Below are 19,441 nucleotides of genomic sequence, written 5' to 3' on the forward strand. Positions count from 1 at the left end.
GCCGGGAGCGTCTCATGGAGAGCGTCGAAACCTTTGGGCTGACCAAGATCTTCGCCGGGCGCAAGGTCGTGCGCGACGTCGACCTGAAGGTCCGGGCCGGCGCGATCCATGCCCTGCTCGGCGCCAACGGCAGCGGCAAGTCGACGCTGGTCAAGCTCCTGACCGGCGTCTACCGGCCCGACGGCGGCACCATCGCCGTCGGCGGGCGGCGATTGCCGTCCATCGCCTCTCCGCATGCCGCGGGTGCCCTCGGCATCGCCGTGGTGCACCAAGAGGCGCCGCTGATCGAGACCTTCTCGATCGCCGAATGCATCGCCCAGTTCCGCGGCTACCCCACCCGGGCCGGGCGCATCCAATGGGGCCGGCTCCACCGCGAGGTCCGCGGCATGCTGGAGCGCTTCGACCTGGCGCTCGACCCTGCCATGCTCGCCGGCCGGCTCAGCGCGGCCGAACGGGCCCTCGTCGCCGTGATCATCGCCCTCGACCGCGTCGGGTCCGACCTCAGGCTGCTGATCCTCGACGAGGTGACGGCCTCGCTGCCCCGCAACCAGGCCGAGCCCTATCTCGACCGCATCGCCGCGCTCGCCAGGTCGGGCGTCGCGGTCCTGATGGTGACGCATCGCCTGGCCGAGCTCGACGGCCGCGCCGCGCGGGCGACCGTGCTGCGCGACGGCGCCGTCGCCTATGAGGCCGAGGCGGACGGGATCGACGAGCGCCGGCTCATCGACGAGATGGTCGGCCCGGCGAGCCCGGGCGCGGCCCGGTCTGCGGCGCCGAGTGAGCCGGGCCTGCTGCGCCGACTCTGGGCCGGCCGGGACGCGGCCCGGCGGCGGGACGGGGCGGCCGGCGTCGCGCTCGCGGCGACGAGCCTGCGCGGCGCCGGCCTGCGCGATCTTTCCTTCGAGGTCCGCGCCGGCGAAATCGTCGGCATGGCCGGCCTCAGCCAGGGCGGCGTCGCCGTGCTGCCGAAGATTCTGGCGGGCCTGCAGGCGGTCGAGAGCGGCCGGCTCACGGTCGGCGGCAGGGACTTGCCGCAGCCCTGGACGCCGCGGGCCCTGATCCGGGCCGGCCTGGCCGTGCTGCCGGCCGACCGGCTGCGCGCCGGCGGCATCCCCAGCCTCACCGTCGCCGAGAACATCCTGCTGCCCGACCTCGGCCGGTTCTGGATGCGGCCGCGGCGCGAGGCCGATCTCGTCGGCAAGGTCGTCGCGGCCTTCGACATCCGGCCGGCCCTGCCGCAGAGCCTGTTCGGCAAGCTCAGCGGCGGGAACCAGCAGAAGACGATCCTCGGCAAGTGGCTGGCGCTGCGGCCGACCGTGCTGGTGCTCGACGATCCCACCAACGGCGTCGATCCGGCGGCGCGCGAGACCATCTTCGCACGCCTGCGCGAGGCGGCGGCAGAGGGCATCGGCATTCTCGCCTTCTCCACCGAGCCCGAGCAGCTCGCTGCCTTCTGCTCGCGCCTCATGATCCTCAAGGACGGCACGATCGCCCACGAGCTCGCGGGCGCCGCCCTCGACCGCCGGACCATCAGCCGCTGGTGCTACGCATGACCACGGACACGAGCCGCTCGCCGGCCGAACCCGTTGCGACCACTGCCGGGGGCAACGACGCCCCCCGCCCCCGCGCGCTCGCCGCCTTCCTCAAGCGCTACACCACGCTCCTGATCCTGCTGGCGCTGATGGCTGTTTTCTCCGGGCTCAGCCCGCAATTCCTGACCAGCCTCAACCTCAAGAACCTGCTCGTGGTGCAGGTCACGGTCTGCTGCATGGCTTTCGCCGCCATCCTGCCGCTGATCGTCGGCGAGTTCGACCTCTCGCTCGGCTATGCCCTCGGCTTCATCATGATGCTCGGCGCCTGCCTGGGCGGCCTCGGCTGCGGCGCCGCGGTGATCATCCCGGCCATGCTTGCCGCCGGCCTCGCCATCGGCGTGCTGAACGGCCTGCTGCGCATCTGGTTCAACATCTCGTCCTTCATCGCCACGCTCGGCGTCGGCATCCTCCTCAGCGGCGTCACCCAGGGCATGAGCGGCGGCTCGGTGCTCTATGCCGGCATTCCGCCGATCCTGACCGCGGCCGGACAGGACGAGGTGCTGGGGCTCGGCATCTCGGTCTGGCTGACCCTGGTCCTGGCGCTCGTGCTGGTCTTCGTGCTGGAGCACACCCCGTTCGGCCGGCAGCTCTACGCCATCGGCGGCTCGGAGCGGGTTGCCTTCCTCGCCGGCATCCGGCTCAACCTCTACAAGGTGCTGGCTTTCGCCGGCGCCGGGCTGCTGGTCGGCATCGCCGCGCTGTTCGAGCTCGGCCAGAGCGGCGGCGCCAACCCGCTGTTCGGCCCCGAGCTGCTGCTGCCGGCCTATGCTGCCGCCTTTCTCGGCGTCACCACCTATCGGCCGGGCTATTTCAACGTGCCCGGCGCGGTCATCGCCATCGTGCTCCTCGCCGTTGGCTTCAACGGCCTGAACTTGCTCGGCGCGCCCTACTGGCTGCAGCCGATCTTCAACGGCATCGTGCTGATCGTGGCGGTGATCACCGCCGCCGCCGAGGGCCGTCAGATCTTGAAATGACCCGAAGAGGCTCGCGGTCGCAGCCAGGGGAGGAACGGATGGCGAAGCGTTGGAAGGTCCGGCCGGACCACGCGAACTGGGGCGATTTCGGCGAGGACGACCAGGTCGGCCGCCTCAACCTGATCACGCCGGAGCGCCGCCGCCTTGCGGCGCAAGAGGTCAAAGAGGGTATCGCCTTCTGCCTCAGCCTGCCGCTGGACCTGCCCGGCGGCAACCTCCTGGTACCGCTGCGCCTGCCGCCGACACGCCATGTCGCGCCCCGCAAGTGCGGGCACCACTTCGTCAATTTCCCCATGCGCCTGGAGAACGAGTGCTGGACCGACTTCTCCTGCGACGACGCGGTGACGATCTACACGCAATATTCGACGCAATGGGACGCGCTCAGCCATGTCGGCCAGGCCTTCGACGCCGACCAGGACGGCGAGGCGGAACTGGTCTACTACAACGGCTATCGCGGCGGCGTCGACATCCTCGGACCCGAGCAGGCCGGCGGGCCGGGCGCGGTGCATCTCGGCATCGAGAAGATGGCGGAGACCTGCGTCCAGGGCCGCGGCGTCATGGTCGACGCCTTCGCCCGCTACGGCGCCGAGCGCAAGTTCATCGGCTATGACGACCTGATGCGGATCATGGACGAGGACGGCGTCGAGGTCGAGGAAGGCGACATGTTCTGCCTCCACACCGGCTGGACCCATGCCGTCGCCGCCCGCCAGGGCAATCCCGACGTCGCGCTGCTGCACCACGCCTATTCCGTCCTCGACGGCTCGGACGAAAAACTGCTGCAATGGATCGAGGACAGCGGCATCTCGGTGCTGATCGCCGACAATTTCGCGGTCGAGGGCTTCCAGCAGCAGGGCCGCGGCGGCGAGGGCAGCTTCCCCGCCCTGCCGATCCACCGGCGCTGCCTGGTCGAGCTCGGCATCCATCTCGGCGAGCTCTGGCACCTGACGCCGCTGAACGACTGGCTGCGGGCCCACAAGCGGTCGCGCTTCCTCCTGACCGCGCCGCCCCTGCGCCTGCCGGGCTCGTTCGGCTCGCCCGCCACGCCCGTGGCGACGGTCTGAGGCACCCCGGGCCTCACGCCGCGCGGAAGCCGCCGTCGACCGGCAGGCTGACGCCGTTGATCATGGCGGCGCCCTCGCTCAGGAGATAGGCGATGGCCTCGGCCACCTCGACCGGCTCGACGAAGCGGCCCATCGGGATGCGGCTCAGCATCGGGCCGGACTTGGCCGGATCGCTCCAGGCCTTCACCGCCATCGGCGTCAGCGTCACCACCGGGTTGACGGCATTGACGCGGATGCCCTTGGGCGCAAGCTCGACCGCCATGACCGTGGTGAGGGAGTCGAGCGCGCCCTTGGAGGCGCAATAGGCCGCGTGGTCGACCACGCCGTAATAGGACGCGGTGCTGGAGACGTTGACGATGGCGCCGCGCTTGCCGCGCGCGATCAGGCTCCGCGCCGTCTCCTGGCTGAAGATCAGCGCCGCCTTGAGGTTGACCGCCATGATCTCGTCGAAGGCCTCGAGCGTCGTGTCGAGGAAAGATTGCAGCGTCGTGGTGCCGGCATTGTTGACGAGGCGGTCGATCGGCTGCAGCGCCTCGGCCGCCCGCCGCGTCGCCGCGGCATCGGTGAGATCGACGGCCAGGGTCTCGCAGCCGATCTCGGCCTGGAGGCTGGCAAGGTCGCCTGCGTCCCGCCCGACGGCGACCACCTTGGCACCCCGGTCGGCCAGAAGCTTCGCCGTGGCGCGGCCGATGCCCTTGCTGGCCCCAGTGACCAGGATGCGTTCGTCCACGAAGTCCATGAGTTCCTCCAGCCTCTTTTCGGTCGCTTGCAGGCTAGGGGAGTCGGGCCGCCGCGGGCAAGCCGGCGTTGAGATAGCGGTCAAGCCGCCTGCGGCTCGATGGTCGCCAAGTCCTGCGCGATCCTCTCGCCTTCGGCATGCAGATCGTACTTGGTCTGCATATTCATGAACCATTGTGGATCGACGTTGAAGAAACGGCCGAGGCGCAGCGCAATGTTGGCGGAGATACCCTGCCGGCCGCGGCAGATCTCGTTGATCCGGCTGCGGGGCACGTGGATCGCCTTGGCGAGCGCGTAGACTGAGAGTCCCATGGGAGCGAGGAACTCCTCCTTCAGGATCGCGCCAGGATGGGGCAGGGAAATCTCGCGAGCCATATCGCCTCCTCAATGATAATCCACGAACTCGACGTCATAGGCGTCGCCGTCGCGCCAGTTGAAGCAGATCCGCCACTGATCGTTGACGCTGATCGACCACTGCCCCACTCGATCACCAGCGAGCTTGTGGAGCCTGTTTCCGGGCGGAACACGCAGATCTTCGACCCGCGTCACGGTATCCAGCAGAAAGAGCTTCGTGACTGCCCGCTTGGCGGCGTCAGGCGGGACACCTTTAGGGACCCGGCCATCGGCAAGGGCTTGTGTGCGAGCGTCTCTATATGTCCGGATCACATGCAGTAGCGTACATAAAAATTGTACGAAGGCCAAGCCCGAGGCAACCCGGCGCTGATCGAGCGCTACCCCGTTTGATATCGGCCGCGCCGCACCGCAGCATCGAATCCCTTTGACGCCCCGCCGGCCCGCAGCTAACGTCCGCCCGCTTGGTATCAAAGGTATACCAAATGCCCCCTGCCACCATCCGGCGCCGCAAGCTCTACGAGGAGATCGCCGACGATCTGGAGCGGATGATCCAGGACGGGCAGTACGCGCCCGAGGACCTGCTGCCGTCCGAGCGCGACCTGATGAGCCAGTACGGCGTCGGCCGGCCGGCGGTGCGCGAGGCGCTGTTCCACCTGCGCAAGATGGGGCTGGTCGAGGTCCGCTCCGGCGAGCGGGCCCGCGTCACCCGCCCGACCCCGGCCTTCGTCATCGGCACCCTGTCCGGCACCGCCCGCCACATGCTGGCGGCGCCCGGTGGCGTGCAGGATTTCCAGAACGCCCGCCTGTTCTTCGAGACCGGCCTCGCCCGCCATGCCGCGCTGCACGCCGGCGCGGACGACCTCGCCGCGTTCGAGGCGGCGCTGGCGGCCAACCGCGCCGCCATCGGCGACCTCAGGCGCTTCCGCGACAGCGACGTCGCTTTTCACTACGTGCTGGCGCTGATCCCGCGCAACGCCATCTTCACCGCCATCCATGCAGCCCTGGCCGACTGGCTGACCGAGCAGCGCCAGACCACCCTGGCGCCGGCGCAGGACAACGCCCTCTACGAGACGGTCTACGAGGCCCACCGCGCCATCTTCGAGGGCGTGGCCTCCCGCGATCCCGACCGTGCCGAGCGGGCGATGCGCGAGCATCTCGACTATGTCTCGCGGCGCTACGCCGCCGTCGTGGAGGGGCGGCGATGAACGGCTACGTCGTGATCGTCGAGTTCCGCCTGCAGCCGGGTGCCCTGCCGGCCTTCCGCCGCCTCGTCGATGCCAATGCCCGCGCCTCGGTGCGCGAGGAGCCGGGCTGCCGGCGCTTCGACGTGGTCGAGCCGGCTGATGAGGCGGACCGGGTGCTGCTCTACGAGATCTACGCCGACCGCGCCGCCTTCGAGGCGCATATGCGCACCGGCCATTACCGGAGCTTCGACGCCGACAGCGCCGGCCTGGTGGCGGCCAAGAGCGTGATCACGGGCGCCCTCGTCTGCGAGGGCTCGGCCTAGAGGCTGTCAAGGACCATGGAACGCGCCGCCCGGGCAACGGGCGGACGGGAGGAGAGACATGACGGAGCAAAGCCTGAAGGCCATGGCGCGGACCAGGGCGCCGAAGTTCGGGCACTTCATCGTCGAGTTCGCGACGCCCGGCATCGGCCATGTCCTGAAGGCGGCGGGCTGCGACTTCGCGCTGTTCGACCTGGAGCATTCCGGCTTCCATTTCGAGACGGTGAAGAGCGTGCTGCGCTATTTCGAGGCCGCCGCCCTGCCGGCCATCGTGCGCGTGCCCTCCAAGGAGTACCACCACATCGCCCGCGCCATGGACATGGGCGCCGAGGGCCTGATGCTGCCGATGGTCGGCACTGCCGAGGAGGCGCGGCGCATCGTCCACTCGATGAAGTACCATCCCGAAGGCGCACGCGGCGTCGCGCTCCAGGTGGCGCACGACCGCTATCGCCCCGGCTCCGTCGCGGACAAGTTCGCGGCCGCCAATGCCCGCTCGACCTTCTTCTGCCAGATCGAGACCGCGGAAGGCGTCGAGAATGCCGACGCCATCGCCGCCGTGGAGGAGGTCGACTGCCTCTGGGTCGGCCATTTCGACCTCTCCGTCTCGCTCGGCATCCCCGGCGAGTTCGAGCATCCGGCGTTCAAGGCCGCCATCGACAGGACCATCGCCGCTGCCAGGAAGCACGGCAAGGCGCTCGGGCGCCTGGTGCCCGACGTCGAGACCGGCATCGCCCTCTACGCCGCCGGCTTCGACTTCATCTGCTATTCCGGCGATGCCTGGGTGCTGCGGAGCGCCCTGGCGGAGGCGGTGACGCGCCTGCGCCAGGGCACCGAGAGCCACGGGAGCTGAGCCATGACCACGCCCTTCCGCGTCGCCCTCTCCGGGGATTTCAGGCAGGCCGACGGCTCGCCGACCTATCCCGATTTCGACCTGCAGCCGCTGATCGCCGCACCCGGCGTCGAGATCGCTTTCCTCGACTCGGCGAGCCCGATCCGCGGCGAGCAGCTCGAGGATTTCGACGCCCTGATCCTGCTCGCCCATCGCTTCGGCGCCGAGAGCGTGCCCAGGAGCGGGCGCCTGTCCGTCGTCGCCCGCTTCGGCGTCGGCTATGACACGGTCGACGTCGAGGCCTGCACCCGCGCCGGCATCGCCCTGGTGATCACGCCGGACGGGGTGCGCCGGCCGGTGGCGGTGTCGATCATCACGCTGATGCTGGCGCTCACCGGCAAGCTGATGGTCAAGGACCGGCTCACCCGCCAGGCGGCCGCGGGCTTCGCCCGGCGCTCCGACCATATGGGCGTCGGCCTGGTCGGGCGCACCATCGGCTCCCTTGGCATCGGCAATATCGGCGCCGAGCTGTTCCGGCTCCTGAAGCCCTTCGACATGCGCTTCATCGCCCATGATCCCTTTGCCGACAAAGCATTGGCGGCCGAGCTCGGCATCGAGCTCGTCGGCCTCGAGGACGTGTTCCGCCAGGCCGACATCGTCTCGGTCAGCTGCCCGCTGACGCCTGAGACCCGCCACCTCGTCAACGCCGAGCGCATCGGCCTGATGAAGCCGACCGCCTATCTCATCAACACCGCGCGCGGACCGATCGTCGACCAGAAGGCGCTGACAGCGGCGCTGCAGGCCGGCCGCATCGCCGGCGCCGGGCTCGACGTGCTGGAGCAGGAGCCGCCGGATCCCGACGATCCGATCCTCAGGCTCGACACCGTCATCCTGTCGCCGCACGCGCTGTGCTGGACCGACCAGTGCTTCGCCGGCAACGGCGCCGCCGATGTCCGGGCCGTGCTCGACGTCCAGCACGGGCGCGAGCCGCGCGGCGTCGTCAACCGCGCCGTGCTGGAGACGCCGCGCTGGCGCGAGCGCCTCGCCGACTACGCCAAGGCCGTGCGGCCATAGCCGATCCAAAGGGAAATCCGGGCGCCGACGCATGAGAACAGCACTCGACCGGGCGCCCGCGGGACGAGTGAGGGAGGAAGACATGAACGAGCGTGAAAGGCGTGACTTCGAAGCCGGCCTCGCCGAGGAGGTCGACGCGTTCCTGGCCGGCCGGCCGACCCGACGGATCTTCATCACCCGGCTCGGCCAGATGATGGGCATGCTGCCGCTGGCCGGCGCCGTGCTGCCGGCCTGGGTCGACCAGGCGCTGGCTGCCACGGCCATCGACCTCGCGGACGCCTCGACGCCGCTCGGCAAGGCCCAGGCAGCCGCCCTCAAGGCCTCGACCGAGGGCCCGGCCGACGGCTCGGCCTTCCGGGCGGTCGAGGCGGCCAAGAAATTCTCCGGCGTCACCCTGAGCATGACCTACGAGGCCGGCCTGCAGGCGCTCGACCCGCGCAACTTCTCCGGCCCGGTCTGGGAACAGCTCACCGGCATCAAGTCGAACGTGGTCGAGCTCTCCCATCCCGATCAGTATTCCAAGCCGGTGGCCGAGCACATCGCCGCCTCCGGGGCCTATGACATCCTCGACATCGAGCCGGCCTGGACGCCTTCCCTGGCCGATGGCGGCGTCATCGCGCCGCTCGACGACTACATCGCCAAATACATGAACAAGGCGGATTTCGACGACTACCATCCGCTGTTCAAGGCGCTGCCGACCTACAAGGGTAAGATCTGGGGCTTCTTCGACGACGGCGACATGCTCGCCCTCTACTATCGCAAGGACATCTTCGAGGATCCCAAGCTCAAGGACGCCTACGCCAAGACGTTCAACAAGGCGCTCGAGGTGCCGAAGACCTGGGAAGACTATGCGCAAGTGGCGCAGTTCATCTCCGACCAGCTGGCGCCCGCCACCTACGGCGCCGGCCATTTCCGCAAGGCCGGCAGCCCCGGCAACCAGTACGACTTCCTGCAGCAGTTCCGGGCCAACAAGGGCGTTTTCTTCGACGAGGCCATGAAGGCCCAGCTCGCCTCGCCCCAGGGCATCCGGACGCTGGAGAACATGCTGGCCGCCAACAAGGCCTCCATCCCCGGCAACAACGAGCTCGACGCCGTCTCGCTCTGGGCCGCCTTCCTGCAAGGCAAGGTGGCGATGATCTATTCCTGGCCGCCGACCGGGCGCATGGCCGCCAACTATTCCCAGAGCGCCAAGGCGATCAACTTCATCCCGCAATCCTCGGTCGCCGGCAAGGTCGGCTATGCCGTGATGCCCGGCGGCCATCCCGAGCACGCCACCGGCTACAGCAAGGCCCTGGCGGCCGAATCCGCCAATGCCGAGGCCGCTTATCTCTTCATGCAATGGGCGACCTCGCCGCCGGTGTCGCTGGCGCGGACAATGCTGCCCTATTCGCTGCGCGACCCCTATCGCCTGTCGCACTACAAGTCGGAGCATTACCGCGCCCTCTGGCCGGACGCGAAGGACTACCTGGTCAACCTCTGCAACTCCGCCAATGTCGGCCTGCTCGATATGGTCATGCCCGGCTGGCAGGACTACGCCCTGTCGCTCGACCGGATGTGCACCTCCGTCTGGGCCGGAACCGATCCCAAGACCGCGCTCGAGACCGCCGCGGCCGAATGGGACCAGACCACCGAGCGGCTCGGCGTCGACAGCCAGAAGGCTTTCTACGCCGAATACAACAAGCTCCCGGGCTCCTCGGCGGACCACACGGTGGAGTCGCTCGGGATGGCGGTGAAGCTGGAGTGAGGATCGACGCTTTCGGCTGAGGCGCCTACCTTTGACACGGCAGGGCGCAACGGTTCAGCGTCATGGACGGGCTTGTCCCGTCCATCCACGCGAACACAGCCGGTGACGAGAGAGGCGCCGGCTGGCGTCGAGCATGCACATGAGGACGTCGCGTTCGCGTGGATGGGCGAATCAAGTCCGCCCATGACGTCGAGGTTGCGGCGGGATTGCTCGATGAGGCTCTCGGTCGTCCTCGCGGACGCATCGGCCCGCGGCGATAGGACGTCGAGCCGCAACACACCGACACGAGACGGATCGCATGGTGCAGGACGCCCTCCGACTCTCCCCCGCCCGGCCGCACGCCGGCGTGCTGGCGCGCCTGTCCGACTGGAGCGACCGGCAGTTCAAATGGCTGCTGGTCGCCCCCGCCGTGCTCCTGATCCTGGCGCTGTCGGTCTATCCCCTGCTGTTCTCGATCTGGGTCGCCTTCGTCAACTACGACTTCCAGGTTCCCGGCCATGCCTTCGTCGGCCTGAAGAACTTCGCGCTGGTGGTGTTCGACCCCGTGGCGCGCTGGTCGCTGGTCCTCACCGTGCTGCTCTCGGCCGCCAACGTCGTCGTCGAGTTCGGCCTCGGCCTGGCCCTGGCGCTGGCCATGGTGCGCAGCTTTCCCGGCCGCGGCCTCGTCATGTCGATCCTGATCGTGCCGCTGTTCATCAGCCCGGTCATCGTCGGCCAGGCCTGGGCGCTGCTGCTGCAGCGGCCCTTCGGGCCGACCAACTACCTCCTCGGCCAGCTTCTCGGCCGCGAGGTGACGATCGGCTGGCTGACCGAGAGCCCGTGGATCTACATCGCCCTGATCCTCGCCGACGTCTGGCAGTGGACGCCGTTCATGTTCGTCATCCTGCTGGCCGGCCTGACCTCGATCCCGCCCAACCTCTACGAGGCGGCCGAGCTCGACGGCGTCGGCGGCTGGCTCGCCTTCCGCGCCATCACCCTGCCGCAGCTCGCGCCGATGATCCTTCTGGCGATCACCTTCCGCCTGCTCGATGCGATCAAGCTGTTCGACACGATCTTCATCATGACCGCCGGCGGCCCGGGCACGAAGACCTACACCTCGTCCTTCTACCTCTACACCGTCGGCTTCACCCAGTTCCACCTGTCGCAGGCGACCGCCGGCAGCTGGATCTTCCTGATCCTGACCGCGATCGTCGTCAGCCTGCTGGTCCGCCGCCTCCTGAAAGCGGAGCAGGCGTGATGGCGAACCCGACACCTCGCTGGCGCCGCAAGGGCTCGGCCGCCCGCTTCGTCCTGCTCGGCGCCTTCGTGCTGTTCGTGCTGGCGCCGCTCTACTGGATGTTCGTCACCTCGATCAAGCCGAGCGACGACTATCTCGCCGTGCCGCCGGTCTGGTTCCCGGCGCAGCCGACCTCGGTGCACTACACCGCCGCGCTGTTCGCCTATCGCGGCCTGCAGGGCCTCATCAACAGCCTCGTCATCTCGCTCGCCGCCACGGTGCTGTCGGCGCTGTTCGGCACGATGATGGCCTATAGCCTGGCGAGGTTCGGGACAGGCGGCAGGCACCTGTCCTTCTGGGTGCTGTCGCAACGCTTCCTGCCGCCGATCGCGGTGGTGCTGCCGATCTTCCTGATCTATCGCAGCATCGGCCTGCACGATTCCCGCCTCGGCATGATCATCGCCTACACCGTCTTCACCCTGCCGGTGACGGTGTGGATGATGTTCGCCTATTTCCGCGGCCTGCCGCGCTCGATGGAGGATGCGGCGCTGGTCGACGGCTGCACCCGCTGGCAGGCCTTCTGGAGCGTCGCCGTGCCGCTGGCCGCGCCCGGCATCGTCGCGGCGGCGGTGTTCGCCTTCATCGCCTGCTGGACCGAATTCTTCTTCGCCCTGGTCCTGACCAGCCGCAACGCCTTCACGCTGCCCACCGTGTTCCGCGCCTTCCTCGGCTTCCAGGGCGCGCAATATGGCGAGGCCAGCGCCCTCGCCATCGTCTCGCTGGTGCCGTCCATTCTGCTCGGCGTGCTGGCGCAGCGCCACCTCGTGCGCGGGCTGACGCTCGGCGCCGTCCGCGGATAGGATCCCCCATGGCCGACGTCACCATCTCCCGCCTGCACAAGCGCTACGGCAGCTTCCATGCCGTGCGCGGCATCGACCTCGCCATTCCCGACGGCGAGTTCACCGTGCTGGTCGGGCCGTCCGGCTGCGGCAAGTCGACCCTGCTGCGCACCATCGCCGGCCTGGAGGATGCCAGCGAAGGCGAGATCGCCATCGGCGGCACGGTCGTCAACGACATGCGCCCGCGCGACCGCGACGTCGCCATGGTGTTCCAGGACTATGCGCTCTATCCCCACATGCGGGTGGCGCAGAATATCGGCTTCGGCCTGCGGGCCCGGAAGATGCCGAAGGCCGACATCGAGGCGCGCGTCGGCCGCGCCGCCGCCATGCTCGGCATCACCGCCCTGCTCGGCCGCTATCCGCGCCAGCTCTCCGGCGGCCAGCGCCAGCGCGTCGCCATCGGCCGCGCCATCGTGCGCAACCCGCAGATCTTCCTGTTCGACGAGCCGCTCTCCAATCTCGACGCGCAACTGCGCGACGAGATGCGCAGCGAGATCAAGCGCCTGCACCAGGAGATCCGCACGACGATGATCTACGTCACGCACGACCAGATCGAGGCGATGACCCTGGCCGACCGGATCGTGCTGATGCGCGACGGCGTGATCGAGCAGTCCGGCCCGCCGCTCGATCTGTTCGAGCGCCCGGTCTCGCGCTTCGTCGCCGGCTTCCTCGGCTCGCCCCAGATGGGCTTCGTGCCCTCGACGCTGGTGCGCAACGGCTCTGGCGCCGCCATCCTGCCCAAGGGTGCCGGCACGCCGCTGCCCCTGCCGCCGGGCCGCATCGGGCCGGCCGTGCCCGACGGCGTGCCGGTGCTGTTCGGCATCCGGCCCGAGCACATCGCCCGGGCCGGTGACGGCGCCCCGGCGCCCGGCGTCGCGCGGATCGACGCCGAGATCGAGCTGGTGCAGCCGACCGGCTCGCGCAGCTTCGCGACCTTCCGCCTCGCCGGCGTGCCGATCCTGGCGGAGCTGCGCGCCCATGACGTCAGCCGTCCCGGCGAGCGCATCACGCTCGACCTCAACCTCGACCGCGCGTCGCTGTTCGACGCGGCAACGGAGAAGGCGCTGTGAGGCGGCGGGGTGGTCGGCCGATGAGCCGGGCCAGAAATGAGCTTGCTCCAACAGCAGGCGTCATGACCGCGCCTTTCGACAGGCCGGACAGCCGATCCATGCCAAACACTCCCTGCACCCAACCGATGATGGACCTGCCATGACCACACCAACCGAACCGAGCCGGGCGGTCCGGCTCTGCGGCACCGACGAGATCGAGGCGCCCGTGCGCCTGCTGCGGGCCGGCCCGCTCTCGGCCGAGCTCGACAATGGGGCGCTGCGCGCCATCCGCGTCGGCGAGGTCGAGGTGATCCGCGCCATCGCCTTCCTGGTGCGCGACGAGAACTGGGGCACGCTGGCGCCGCGGCTCGGCGACCTCATGATCATCGAGGATCCCGAAGGCTTCAGCGTCACCTACCGCGCCACCTGCGCCGACGCAAAGCGCACCCTGGTCTACGACGCCCGCATCACCGGCCGCCCCGACGGCTCGCTCGACTTCGAGGCGACCGCCATGCCGGTCACGGACGTCGAGACCAACCGCACCGGCTTCATCGTGCTGCACCCGGTCGAAGGCGTCGCCGGCCATCCCGTCAAGGTGCTGCACGTCGACGGCCGCGAGGAGGCCTCCGCCTTCCCCGACCGCATCGACCCGATGCAGCCCTTCCGCGACATCCGCGCCCTCACCCACGAAGCCATGCCCGGCCTGTGGGTGACCTGCGCCATGACCGGCGACACCTTCGAGATGGAGGACCAGCGCAACTGGTCCGACGCGTCCTACAAGACCTATGTGCGGCCGCTCGCCCTGCCCTGGCCCTACACGCTGGCGAAGGGCGCGCCGATGACCCAGGCGGTGAAGCTCACCGTCGCCGGGCCGCTGCCCGCCCCGGTGGCCGCCGGCGCCGTCAAGCCGGTGACGGTGCGCGTCGGGGCCGAGACCGGCGGCCTCCTGCCGGAGATCGGCATCGGCGTGCCGGCCGAGGAGGCGGAGCATGCGCTGCGCCACGCCGACCTCGTGCGCCGCCTCGCGCCGCGCGCCCTGATCTGCCAGCTCGACCGGCGCCGGGGCGATGGCGCCGCGGCGCTCGCCCGGTACCGCACCCTCGCCGAGCGCACCGGCGCGGCGATCATGCTCGAGATCGTCTTGCCCGGCGGCATGGATCCGGCGGCCGAGCTCGCGCCGGTGGCGGAGGCGGCGCGCGAGGCCGGCGTCACGCCGGCAGCGATCACGGTCTTCCCGGCGCAGGACCTCAAATCCGTGCTGCCCGGCTCGCCCTGGCCGGACATGCCGAGCTTCGAGGCGATCTATGCCGCGGCGCGGGCGGCCTTTCCCGGCGTGCGGCTCGGCGGCGGCATGGCGACCTATTTCACCGAGCTCAACCGCAAGCGCCCGCCGGCGGGCCTCATCGACTTCGTCACCAACACCACCTGCCCGACGGTGCACGCCGCCGACGACCGCTCCGTCATGGAGACGCTGGAGGCCCTGCCCTACCAGATCCTCTCGACCCGCGCCTTCATGGGCGACAGGCCCATGCATATCGGCCCGAGCACCATCGGCTGCCGCGAGAACCCCTACGGCCAGGCGACGACGCCCAACCCGGACAACGGCCGCAAGTGCCTGTCGCGGCTCGACCCGCGCCAGCGTGGCCTGTTCAACGCCGCCTACACCGTCGGCTATGCCGCGGCCTTCGCCCGCGGCGGCATCGCGGCCCTCGCCATGGGCGCGCCGACCGGCCCGTTCGGCTTCATCCATCGCGCCATGGACGGGCCGCAGCCCTTCTACGGCGACCGTGACGGCGCCCTCTATCCCGCCTTCCACGTCATGGCCGGCCTGGCGGCCGGCAGCGGCGCAGACCTGGTCGAGGCGACATCCGACCGCCGCAGCGCCGTCGAGGCGCTGGCCTGGCGCGAGGGCGGCGGCACGGTGCTCTGGCTCGCCAACCTGACGCCGGACGACCAGACGGTGGCGCTGGCGGGCGTCGCGCCCGGGCGGGCCAGGGCGGCGGTGCTGGACGCGGCGAGCTTCGTGGCGGCGGCGGGAGATCCCGACCTGCTGGCGAAGGCAGCGCACCCGCTCGAGGGCGCTGAGCTGACGCTGGGGTCGTATGCCGTGGCGCGGGTGGAGATCGGGTGAGGCCGGCAACGGGCTGCGCGAGGCGCAACGACGGGGAGGGAATCGGCAGACGTCGCGCTCGATGCCGATGATGTCGAACCCGGCCGGCTCACCGCGTCTGGCGCGGTCGCTGTCCTTGCCTGTATAGGCATGTCTGTGCAGCTTCGTCACCGAGCCGCATCGCTTCGCAGGCCCGCCCGTCCCGCCGTGGGCCCCGCCCCTTCTCCACACCCCGTCATACCGGCGTCACCGACCGGCGCCAATGACTGCCGGCATGACGGATTTGCTGCTGCGCACCATGACGGTCGGCCGGAGCGGCGGCATGCGCCGCCTCGGGCTCCGCCTGCCGGCGGCGCTGCCCTACTGGCTGCTGCTGCCCTCGCTGTTCTTCCTGTTCCTGTTCACCTATGTGCCGGTCCTGCAGGCGCTGATGCAGGCGGTGACCATCGAAGGCTTCGGCGGCAAGGTCACCGGCCACGGCCTCGACAATTTCCGCCGGCTGTTCGGCGACGAGGCCTTCGTCAAGGCGCTGACCAACAATATCGTCTACGGTGTCGGCACGGTCGTGCCCTCGCTCGTCCTCGCCGTGGCGCTGGCGGTGGCGCTGGAGGACTCCACCCGCATCAACCGGCTGCTGCGCACCGTCTTCGTCTTCCCGCTGATGCTGCCGCTGGTCGCCGCCGCCACCCTGTTCGCCTTCGTGCTGATGCCGGGCGTCGGCCTCATCGACTACCACCTCGCCAAGCTCGGCGTCGCCCAGACCAACTGGCTCGGCAACCCCGACATCGCGCTCTATTCCGTCATCGGCCTCACCATCTGGAAGAATGCCGGCTACTACATGCTGTTCGTCCTGGCCGGGTTGCAGGGCATCCCGCAGGACCTCTACGACGCGGCCAGGCTCGACGGCGCCGGCGCGCTCACCCGCTTTTCCAAGATCACCCTGCCGCTGCTGAAGCCGACGCTGGCCTTCGTGCTGGTCATCGCCATCATCAACGTGGTGACGCAGGTCGACCATGTCATCGTCCTGACCAGCGGTGGCCCGTCCAATTCCACCAACGTCCTGCTCAACTACATCTTCCAGGCCGCGCACGAGCAGAACGACGTCGGCCTCGGCGCCGCCGCCACATTGGTCACCGTCGCCCTGCTGCTGGCGCTCTCCGTCTTGTCGATGAAGACGCTGGAGCGCGGCATGCACTACGAGTCCTGACCATGGCCGCCGCGACCATGGGGACCGAGCCCCTCCGCCTGACGCCCGGCCGCCTCGTGCTGATCGTCCTGCTCTGCGGCGTGGCGCTGGTCTGGGCGACGCCGCTGATCTGGATGATCGTCGCCTCGGCCAAGGACATCCCCTATGGCGACCAGACCGCCGCCTCGCTGGTGCCGTCGGCGCCGACCGTGCAGCATTTCCTCGATGCCTGGGACCAGGGGGCCTTTCCCACCTGGTATCTCAACACGGTTCTGATGTGCGGCGGCATCCTCGCCGTGCAGATCGTCACCATCATGCTGGCCGGCTATGCCTTCGCCCGCATGGAGTTCAAGGGCAAGACGGCGCTGTTCTACGCCTTCCTCCTGCAGCTCACCCTCGCCCCGGCCGTGCTGATCGTGCCCAACACGGCGATGCTGGTGAAGCTCGACCTCTACGACACGCTGGCCGGGGTGATGGCGCCCTATTTCGCCTCGGCCTTCGGCGTCTTCCTGATGCGCCAGACCTTCAAGACCATCCCGCGCGACTTCGAGGACGCGGCGATCATCGACGGCGCCAATCTCTGGCAGCTGATCCGCTACGTCCTGTTCCCACTGGCGCGGCCCGGCCTCATCGCCTTTTCCATCGTCTCGGTCACCAGCCATTGGAACGAGTTCCTCTGGCCGCTGATGGTCACCGACAGCCCCGGCAACATGGTGCTCACCGTCGGCCTCACCTCCTTCGTCCGCTCGGCCGAGCAGGCGGCGGACTGGGGCCTGGTCGCCGCCTCCACCCTGCTGGTCGCCGGGCCGCTCCTCGTCGTCTTCGCGCTGTTCCAGCGCCAGTTCGTCAATTCCTTCCTGTTCTCCGGTGTCAAATAGGAGCCGATCCCTTGACCTTGCTGAAATCCATCGCCGCGGCCGCGGCGCTGACCGCGCTGACCGCGACCAGCACGCTCGCGGCCACCGCGGTCGACATGTTCTTCCCCGTGCCGGTCGACGGCGCCCTGGCCAAGCAGATGCAGGTGCTGGTCACCCGCTTCAACGCCGAGCATCCCGACATCGTGGTGACCGCCGCCTATACCGGCAGCTATGACGAGACCGACGTCAAGACGCGCGCCGCCATCCGCGCCGGCAAGCCGCCGGCGGTGGCGATCATGAGCGCCAACTTCCTGACGCAGTACCATATCGACGACCTGATCGAGCCGCTCGACCCGCTGGTCCAGGCCGACGGCAAGACGTCCGATGGGTTCATGGACCAGTTCTGGCCGGCCCTGCACGGCAATGCCCGCATCGGCGGCAAGATCTACGGCGTGCCCTTCCACAATTCGACGCCGCTGCTCTACTACAATGCCGACGCCTTCAAGGAGGTCGGCCTCGACCCCGACAAGCCGCCGGTCACCTGGCAGGACCTCGTCGACGACGCCCGCAAGCTGACCAAGCGCGACGGCGACAAGGTCACGCGCTGGGGCTTCATGATCCCCGGCACCTACGACATCCTCGGCTGGACCATGTCGGCGCTGGCCATGTCGAACGGCGGCCTCTACTACAATCCCGAGTTCGGTGGCGAGATCTATTACGACACGCCCTCGATGATCGGCGCGCTCACCTTCGTCGACGACCTCGTGCACAAGTTCAAGGTGACGCCGGAAGGCACGATCCCGACGCCGGCGATGAACAACGCCTTCTTCGGCGGCCAGGCGGCGATGATCGTCTCCTCCACCGGCTCGCTCTCCTTCATCCGCCAGAACATGAAGGCCAATTACCGCGTCGCCTTCATCCCGCGCAACGTGCGCAACGCCGTCGCCATCGGCGGCGCCTCGCTGATCATCCCCAAGGGCAATTCGCCCGAGCGCGAGAAGGCCGCCTGGACCCTGATCACCTGGCTCACCAGCCCGGCGGTGTCGGGCGAATGGAGCCGCTTCACCGGCTATTTCGCTCCGAACAAGGCGGCCTATGACCTGCCCGAGATGAAGGACTTCCTCGCCCAGCACGCCGACGCCAAGGTGGCGCTCGACCAGCTCGCCTATGCCAAGCCCTGGTTCGCCACCTACAACACGGTGGCGGTGCGCAAGGCCCTTGAGGACCAGGTCCAGGCCATGCTGTCCGGCAAGGTCACGCCGGTCGAGGCGGCCAAGGTGGCGCAGGCCAATGCCGACAAGCTGATGAAGCCCTATGTCGAGGAAACGGCGCTGAACCTGCCGAAATGAGCGCTCGTTGACGTCTCGTCTCCAGCGAGGGCGGCCCTGCGCCGCCCTCTTCCCTGTCTGCCCGGACCGATCCCATGCTCATCGCCCACCTCACCGACCTGCACGTCCGCCCCTCCGGCCAGCCGGCCTATCGCGTCTCCGAGACCACCATGTTCACCCGGCGCGCCGTCGACGCGGTGCGCGCGCTGCCGTCGCGGCCGGACTGCCTGATCATCTCAGGCGACCTCACCGATTGCGGGCTGGTGGAGGAGTACCAGCTCCTGAAGGGCCTGCTCGACCGGCTCGACATGCCGGTCTACCTGATCCCGGGCAATCATGACCGCCGCGAGAACCTCACGGACGTCTTCGCCGGCTATCCCGGCATCGCACCGGGCGCGCAGCGGGTGCGCTACGCGGTCGAGGACCATCCGGTGCGCCTGATCGCCCTCGACACCGTGGTGCCGGGCGCCAGCCGCGGCGAGCTCGACGCGCAGAGCCTCGCCTGGCTCGACGAGACGCTCGCCGCCCGGCCGCATGCGCCGACCATCGTCTTCATGCACCATCCGCCCTTCGACTGCGGCATCCGCCACATGGACGTGATCCGCCTCCTCGACGGCGCCGAAGCGATGGAGGCGATCGTCGCCCGCCATCACCAGGTGGAGCGCGTGCTCTGCGGCCATCATCACCGCCCGATCCACCGGCGCTGGGCCGGCACCATCGCCTCGACCGGCCCCTCCGTCGCCCATCAGGTGACGCTGGATCTCGATCCGCGCGATGCCGGCTCCATGGTGTTCGAGCCGCCGGCCTACCAGCTCCACCTCTGGAGCGAAGAGGCCGGCCTCGTCACCCACATGGCCTATGTCGAGCGCTTCCCAGGGCCGCATCCCTTCGTGCTCGACCCGTCCTATCCCGGCATGAGCTGACCG

General features: G+C 69.3%; 19 protein-coding genes. 16 read left to right on the forward strand and 3 right to left on the reverse strand.

Translation table 11 applies throughout. The annotated features are described in order from the left end of the window. The first annotated feature begins 14 nt into the window (after positions 1-14). Genes QO011_RS24495 through QO011_RS24505 form a run of 3 tightly spaced genes read left to right on the forward strand, consistent with a single transcriptional unit; the run spans position 15 to position 3,627 of the window. Positions 15-1,553, forward strand: coding sequence for a sugar ABC transporter ATP-binding protein (locus QO011_RS24495; protein WP_307277793.1), 1,539 nt, complete (start codon positions 15-17; stop codon positions 1,551-1,553). Further along, positions 1,550-2,566, forward strand: a complete 1,017-nt coding sequence (locus QO011_RS24500; RefSeq protein WP_307277795.1) for an ABC transporter permease — start codon at positions 1,550-1,552, stop codon at positions 2,564-2,566. The genes QO011_RS24495 and QO011_RS24500 overlap by 4 nt, the downstream gene beginning before the upstream one ends. A 38-nt stretch (positions 2,567-2,604) precedes the next feature. Then, complete coding sequence (locus tag QO011_RS24505) at positions 2,605-3,627, forward strand: cyclase family protein (RefSeq protein WP_307277797.1); 1,023 nt, start codon at positions 2,605-2,607, stop codon at positions 3,625-3,627. A 13-nt stretch (positions 3,628-3,640) separates the two neighbouring features. Here the strand turns inward: QO011_RS24505 and QO011_RS24510 are convergent, their stop codons facing one another. From QO011_RS24510 to QO011_RS24520, 3 genes are all read right to left on the reverse strand, one after another. After that, a complete protein-coding gene (locus QO011_RS24510) occupies positions 3,641-4,366 on the reverse strand; it encodes an SDR family oxidoreductase (RefSeq protein WP_307277800.1) in 726 nt (241 codons plus the stop codon). An 80-nt stretch (positions 4,367-4,446) separates the two neighbouring features. Continuing rightward, positions 4,447-4,740, reverse strand: coding sequence for a HigA family addiction module antitoxin (locus QO011_RS24515; protein ID WP_307277802.1), 294 nt, complete (start codon positions 4,738-4,740; stop codon positions 4,447-4,449). Positions 4,741-4,749: 9 nt separating this feature from the next. Beyond that, positions 4,750-5,031, reverse strand: a complete 282-nt coding sequence (locus QO011_RS24520; RefSeq protein WP_307278191.1) for a type II toxin-antitoxin system RelE/ParE family toxin — start codon at positions 5,029-5,031, stop codon at positions 4,750-4,752. 170 nt (positions 5,032-5,201) lie between these two features. Between QO011_RS24520 and nanR the strand changes: the two genes are divergently transcribed. The 13 genes from nanR to QO011_RS24585 all read left to right on the forward strand — a co-directional run bounded on the left by nanR (position 5,202) and on the right by QO011_RS24585 (position 19,438). Next, positions 5,202-5,924 carry a transcriptional regulator NanR gene (nanR, locus tag QO011_RS24525; RefSeq protein WP_307277806.1) on the forward strand — a complete coding sequence of 241 codons (723 nt, stop codon included), beginning with the start codon at positions 5,202-5,204 and terminating at the stop codon, positions 5,922-5,924. Beyond that, a complete protein-coding gene (locus QO011_RS24530; protein ID WP_307277808.1) occupies positions 5,921-6,226 on the forward strand; it encodes a putative quinol monooxygenase in 306 nt (101 codons plus the stop codon). The genes nanR and QO011_RS24530 overlap by 4 nt, the downstream gene beginning before the upstream one ends. Positions 6,227-6,284: 58 nt before the next feature. After that, complete coding sequence (locus tag QO011_RS24535) at positions 6,285-7,073, forward strand: HpcH/HpaI aldolase family protein (protein ID WP_307277809.1); 789 nt, start codon at positions 6,285-6,287, stop codon at positions 7,071-7,073. 3 nt (positions 7,074-7,076) lie between these two features. Continuing rightward, the gene (locus QO011_RS24540; RefSeq protein WP_307277811.1) at positions 7,077-8,126 is read left to right on the forward strand and encodes an NAD(P)-dependent oxidoreductase; all 1,050 of its coding nucleotides are present in this window, start codon (positions 7,077-7,079) and stop codon (positions 8,124-8,126) included. An 82-nt stretch (positions 8,127-8,208) separates the two neighbouring features. Further along, complete coding sequence (locus QO011_RS24545) at positions 8,209-9,870, forward strand: extracellular solute-binding protein (RefSeq protein ID WP_307277814.1); 1,662 nt, start codon at positions 8,209-8,211, stop codon at positions 9,868-9,870. A gap of 298 nt (positions 9,871-10,168) precedes the next feature. After that, positions 10,169-11,107: a carbohydrate ABC transporter permease gene (locus QO011_RS24550; RefSeq protein WP_307277818.1), complete on the forward strand. Its 939-nt coding sequence runs from the start codon at positions 10,169-10,171 to the stop codon at positions 11,105-11,107. Continuing rightward, on the forward strand, positions 11,107-11,946 hold the full coding sequence (locus tag QO011_RS24555) for a carbohydrate ABC transporter permease (protein WP_307277821.1): 840 nt from the start codon (positions 11,107-11,109) through the stop codon (positions 11,944-11,946). Before QO011_RS24550 ends, QO011_RS24555 begins: the two co-directional genes overlap by 1 nt. A gap of 8 nt (positions 11,947-11,954) precedes the next feature. Then, positions 11,955-13,055 carry an ABC transporter ATP-binding protein gene (locus tag QO011_RS24560; protein ID WP_307277823.1) on the forward strand — a complete coding sequence of 367 codons (1,101 nt, stop codon included), beginning with the start codon at positions 11,955-11,957 and terminating at the stop codon, positions 13,053-13,055. A 139-nt stretch (positions 13,056-13,194) separates the two neighbouring features. Continuing rightward, a complete protein-coding gene (locus tag QO011_RS24565; RefSeq protein ID WP_307277825.1) occupies positions 13,195-15,165 on the forward strand; it encodes a D-apionate lactonase family protein in 1,971 nt (656 codons plus the stop codon). Between the two features lie 253 nt (positions 15,166-15,418). Continuing rightward, positions 15,419-16,351 (forward strand): carbohydrate ABC transporter permease, encoded by a 933-nt coding sequence (locus QO011_RS24570; protein WP_307277828.1) that lies wholly within the window; start codon positions 15,419-15,421, stop codon positions 16,349-16,351. 2 nt (positions 16,352-16,353) lie between these two features. Beyond that, positions 16,354-17,208, forward strand: a complete 855-nt coding sequence (locus QO011_RS24575; protein WP_307277830.1) for a carbohydrate ABC transporter permease — start codon at positions 16,354-16,356, stop codon at positions 17,206-17,208. An 11-nt stretch (positions 17,209-17,219) separates the two neighbouring features. Continuing rightward, positions 17,220-18,536, forward strand: a complete 1,317-nt coding sequence (locus QO011_RS24580) for an ABC transporter substrate-binding protein (RefSeq protein WP_307277831.1) — start codon at positions 17,220-17,222, stop codon at positions 18,534-18,536. 74 nt (positions 18,537-18,610) lie between these two features. Beyond that, positions 18,611-19,438 (forward strand): phosphodiesterase, encoded by an 828-nt coding sequence (locus QO011_RS24585; protein WP_307277834.1) that lies wholly within the window; start codon positions 18,611-18,613, stop codon positions 19,436-19,438. Positions 19,439-19,441: the final 3 nt, after the last annotated feature.

It is taken from the genome of Labrys wisconsinensis (assembly GCF_030814995.1).
Taxonomy (GTDB): Bacteria; Pseudomonadota; Alphaproteobacteria; order Rhizobiales; family Labraceae; genus Labrys; species Labrys wisconsinensis.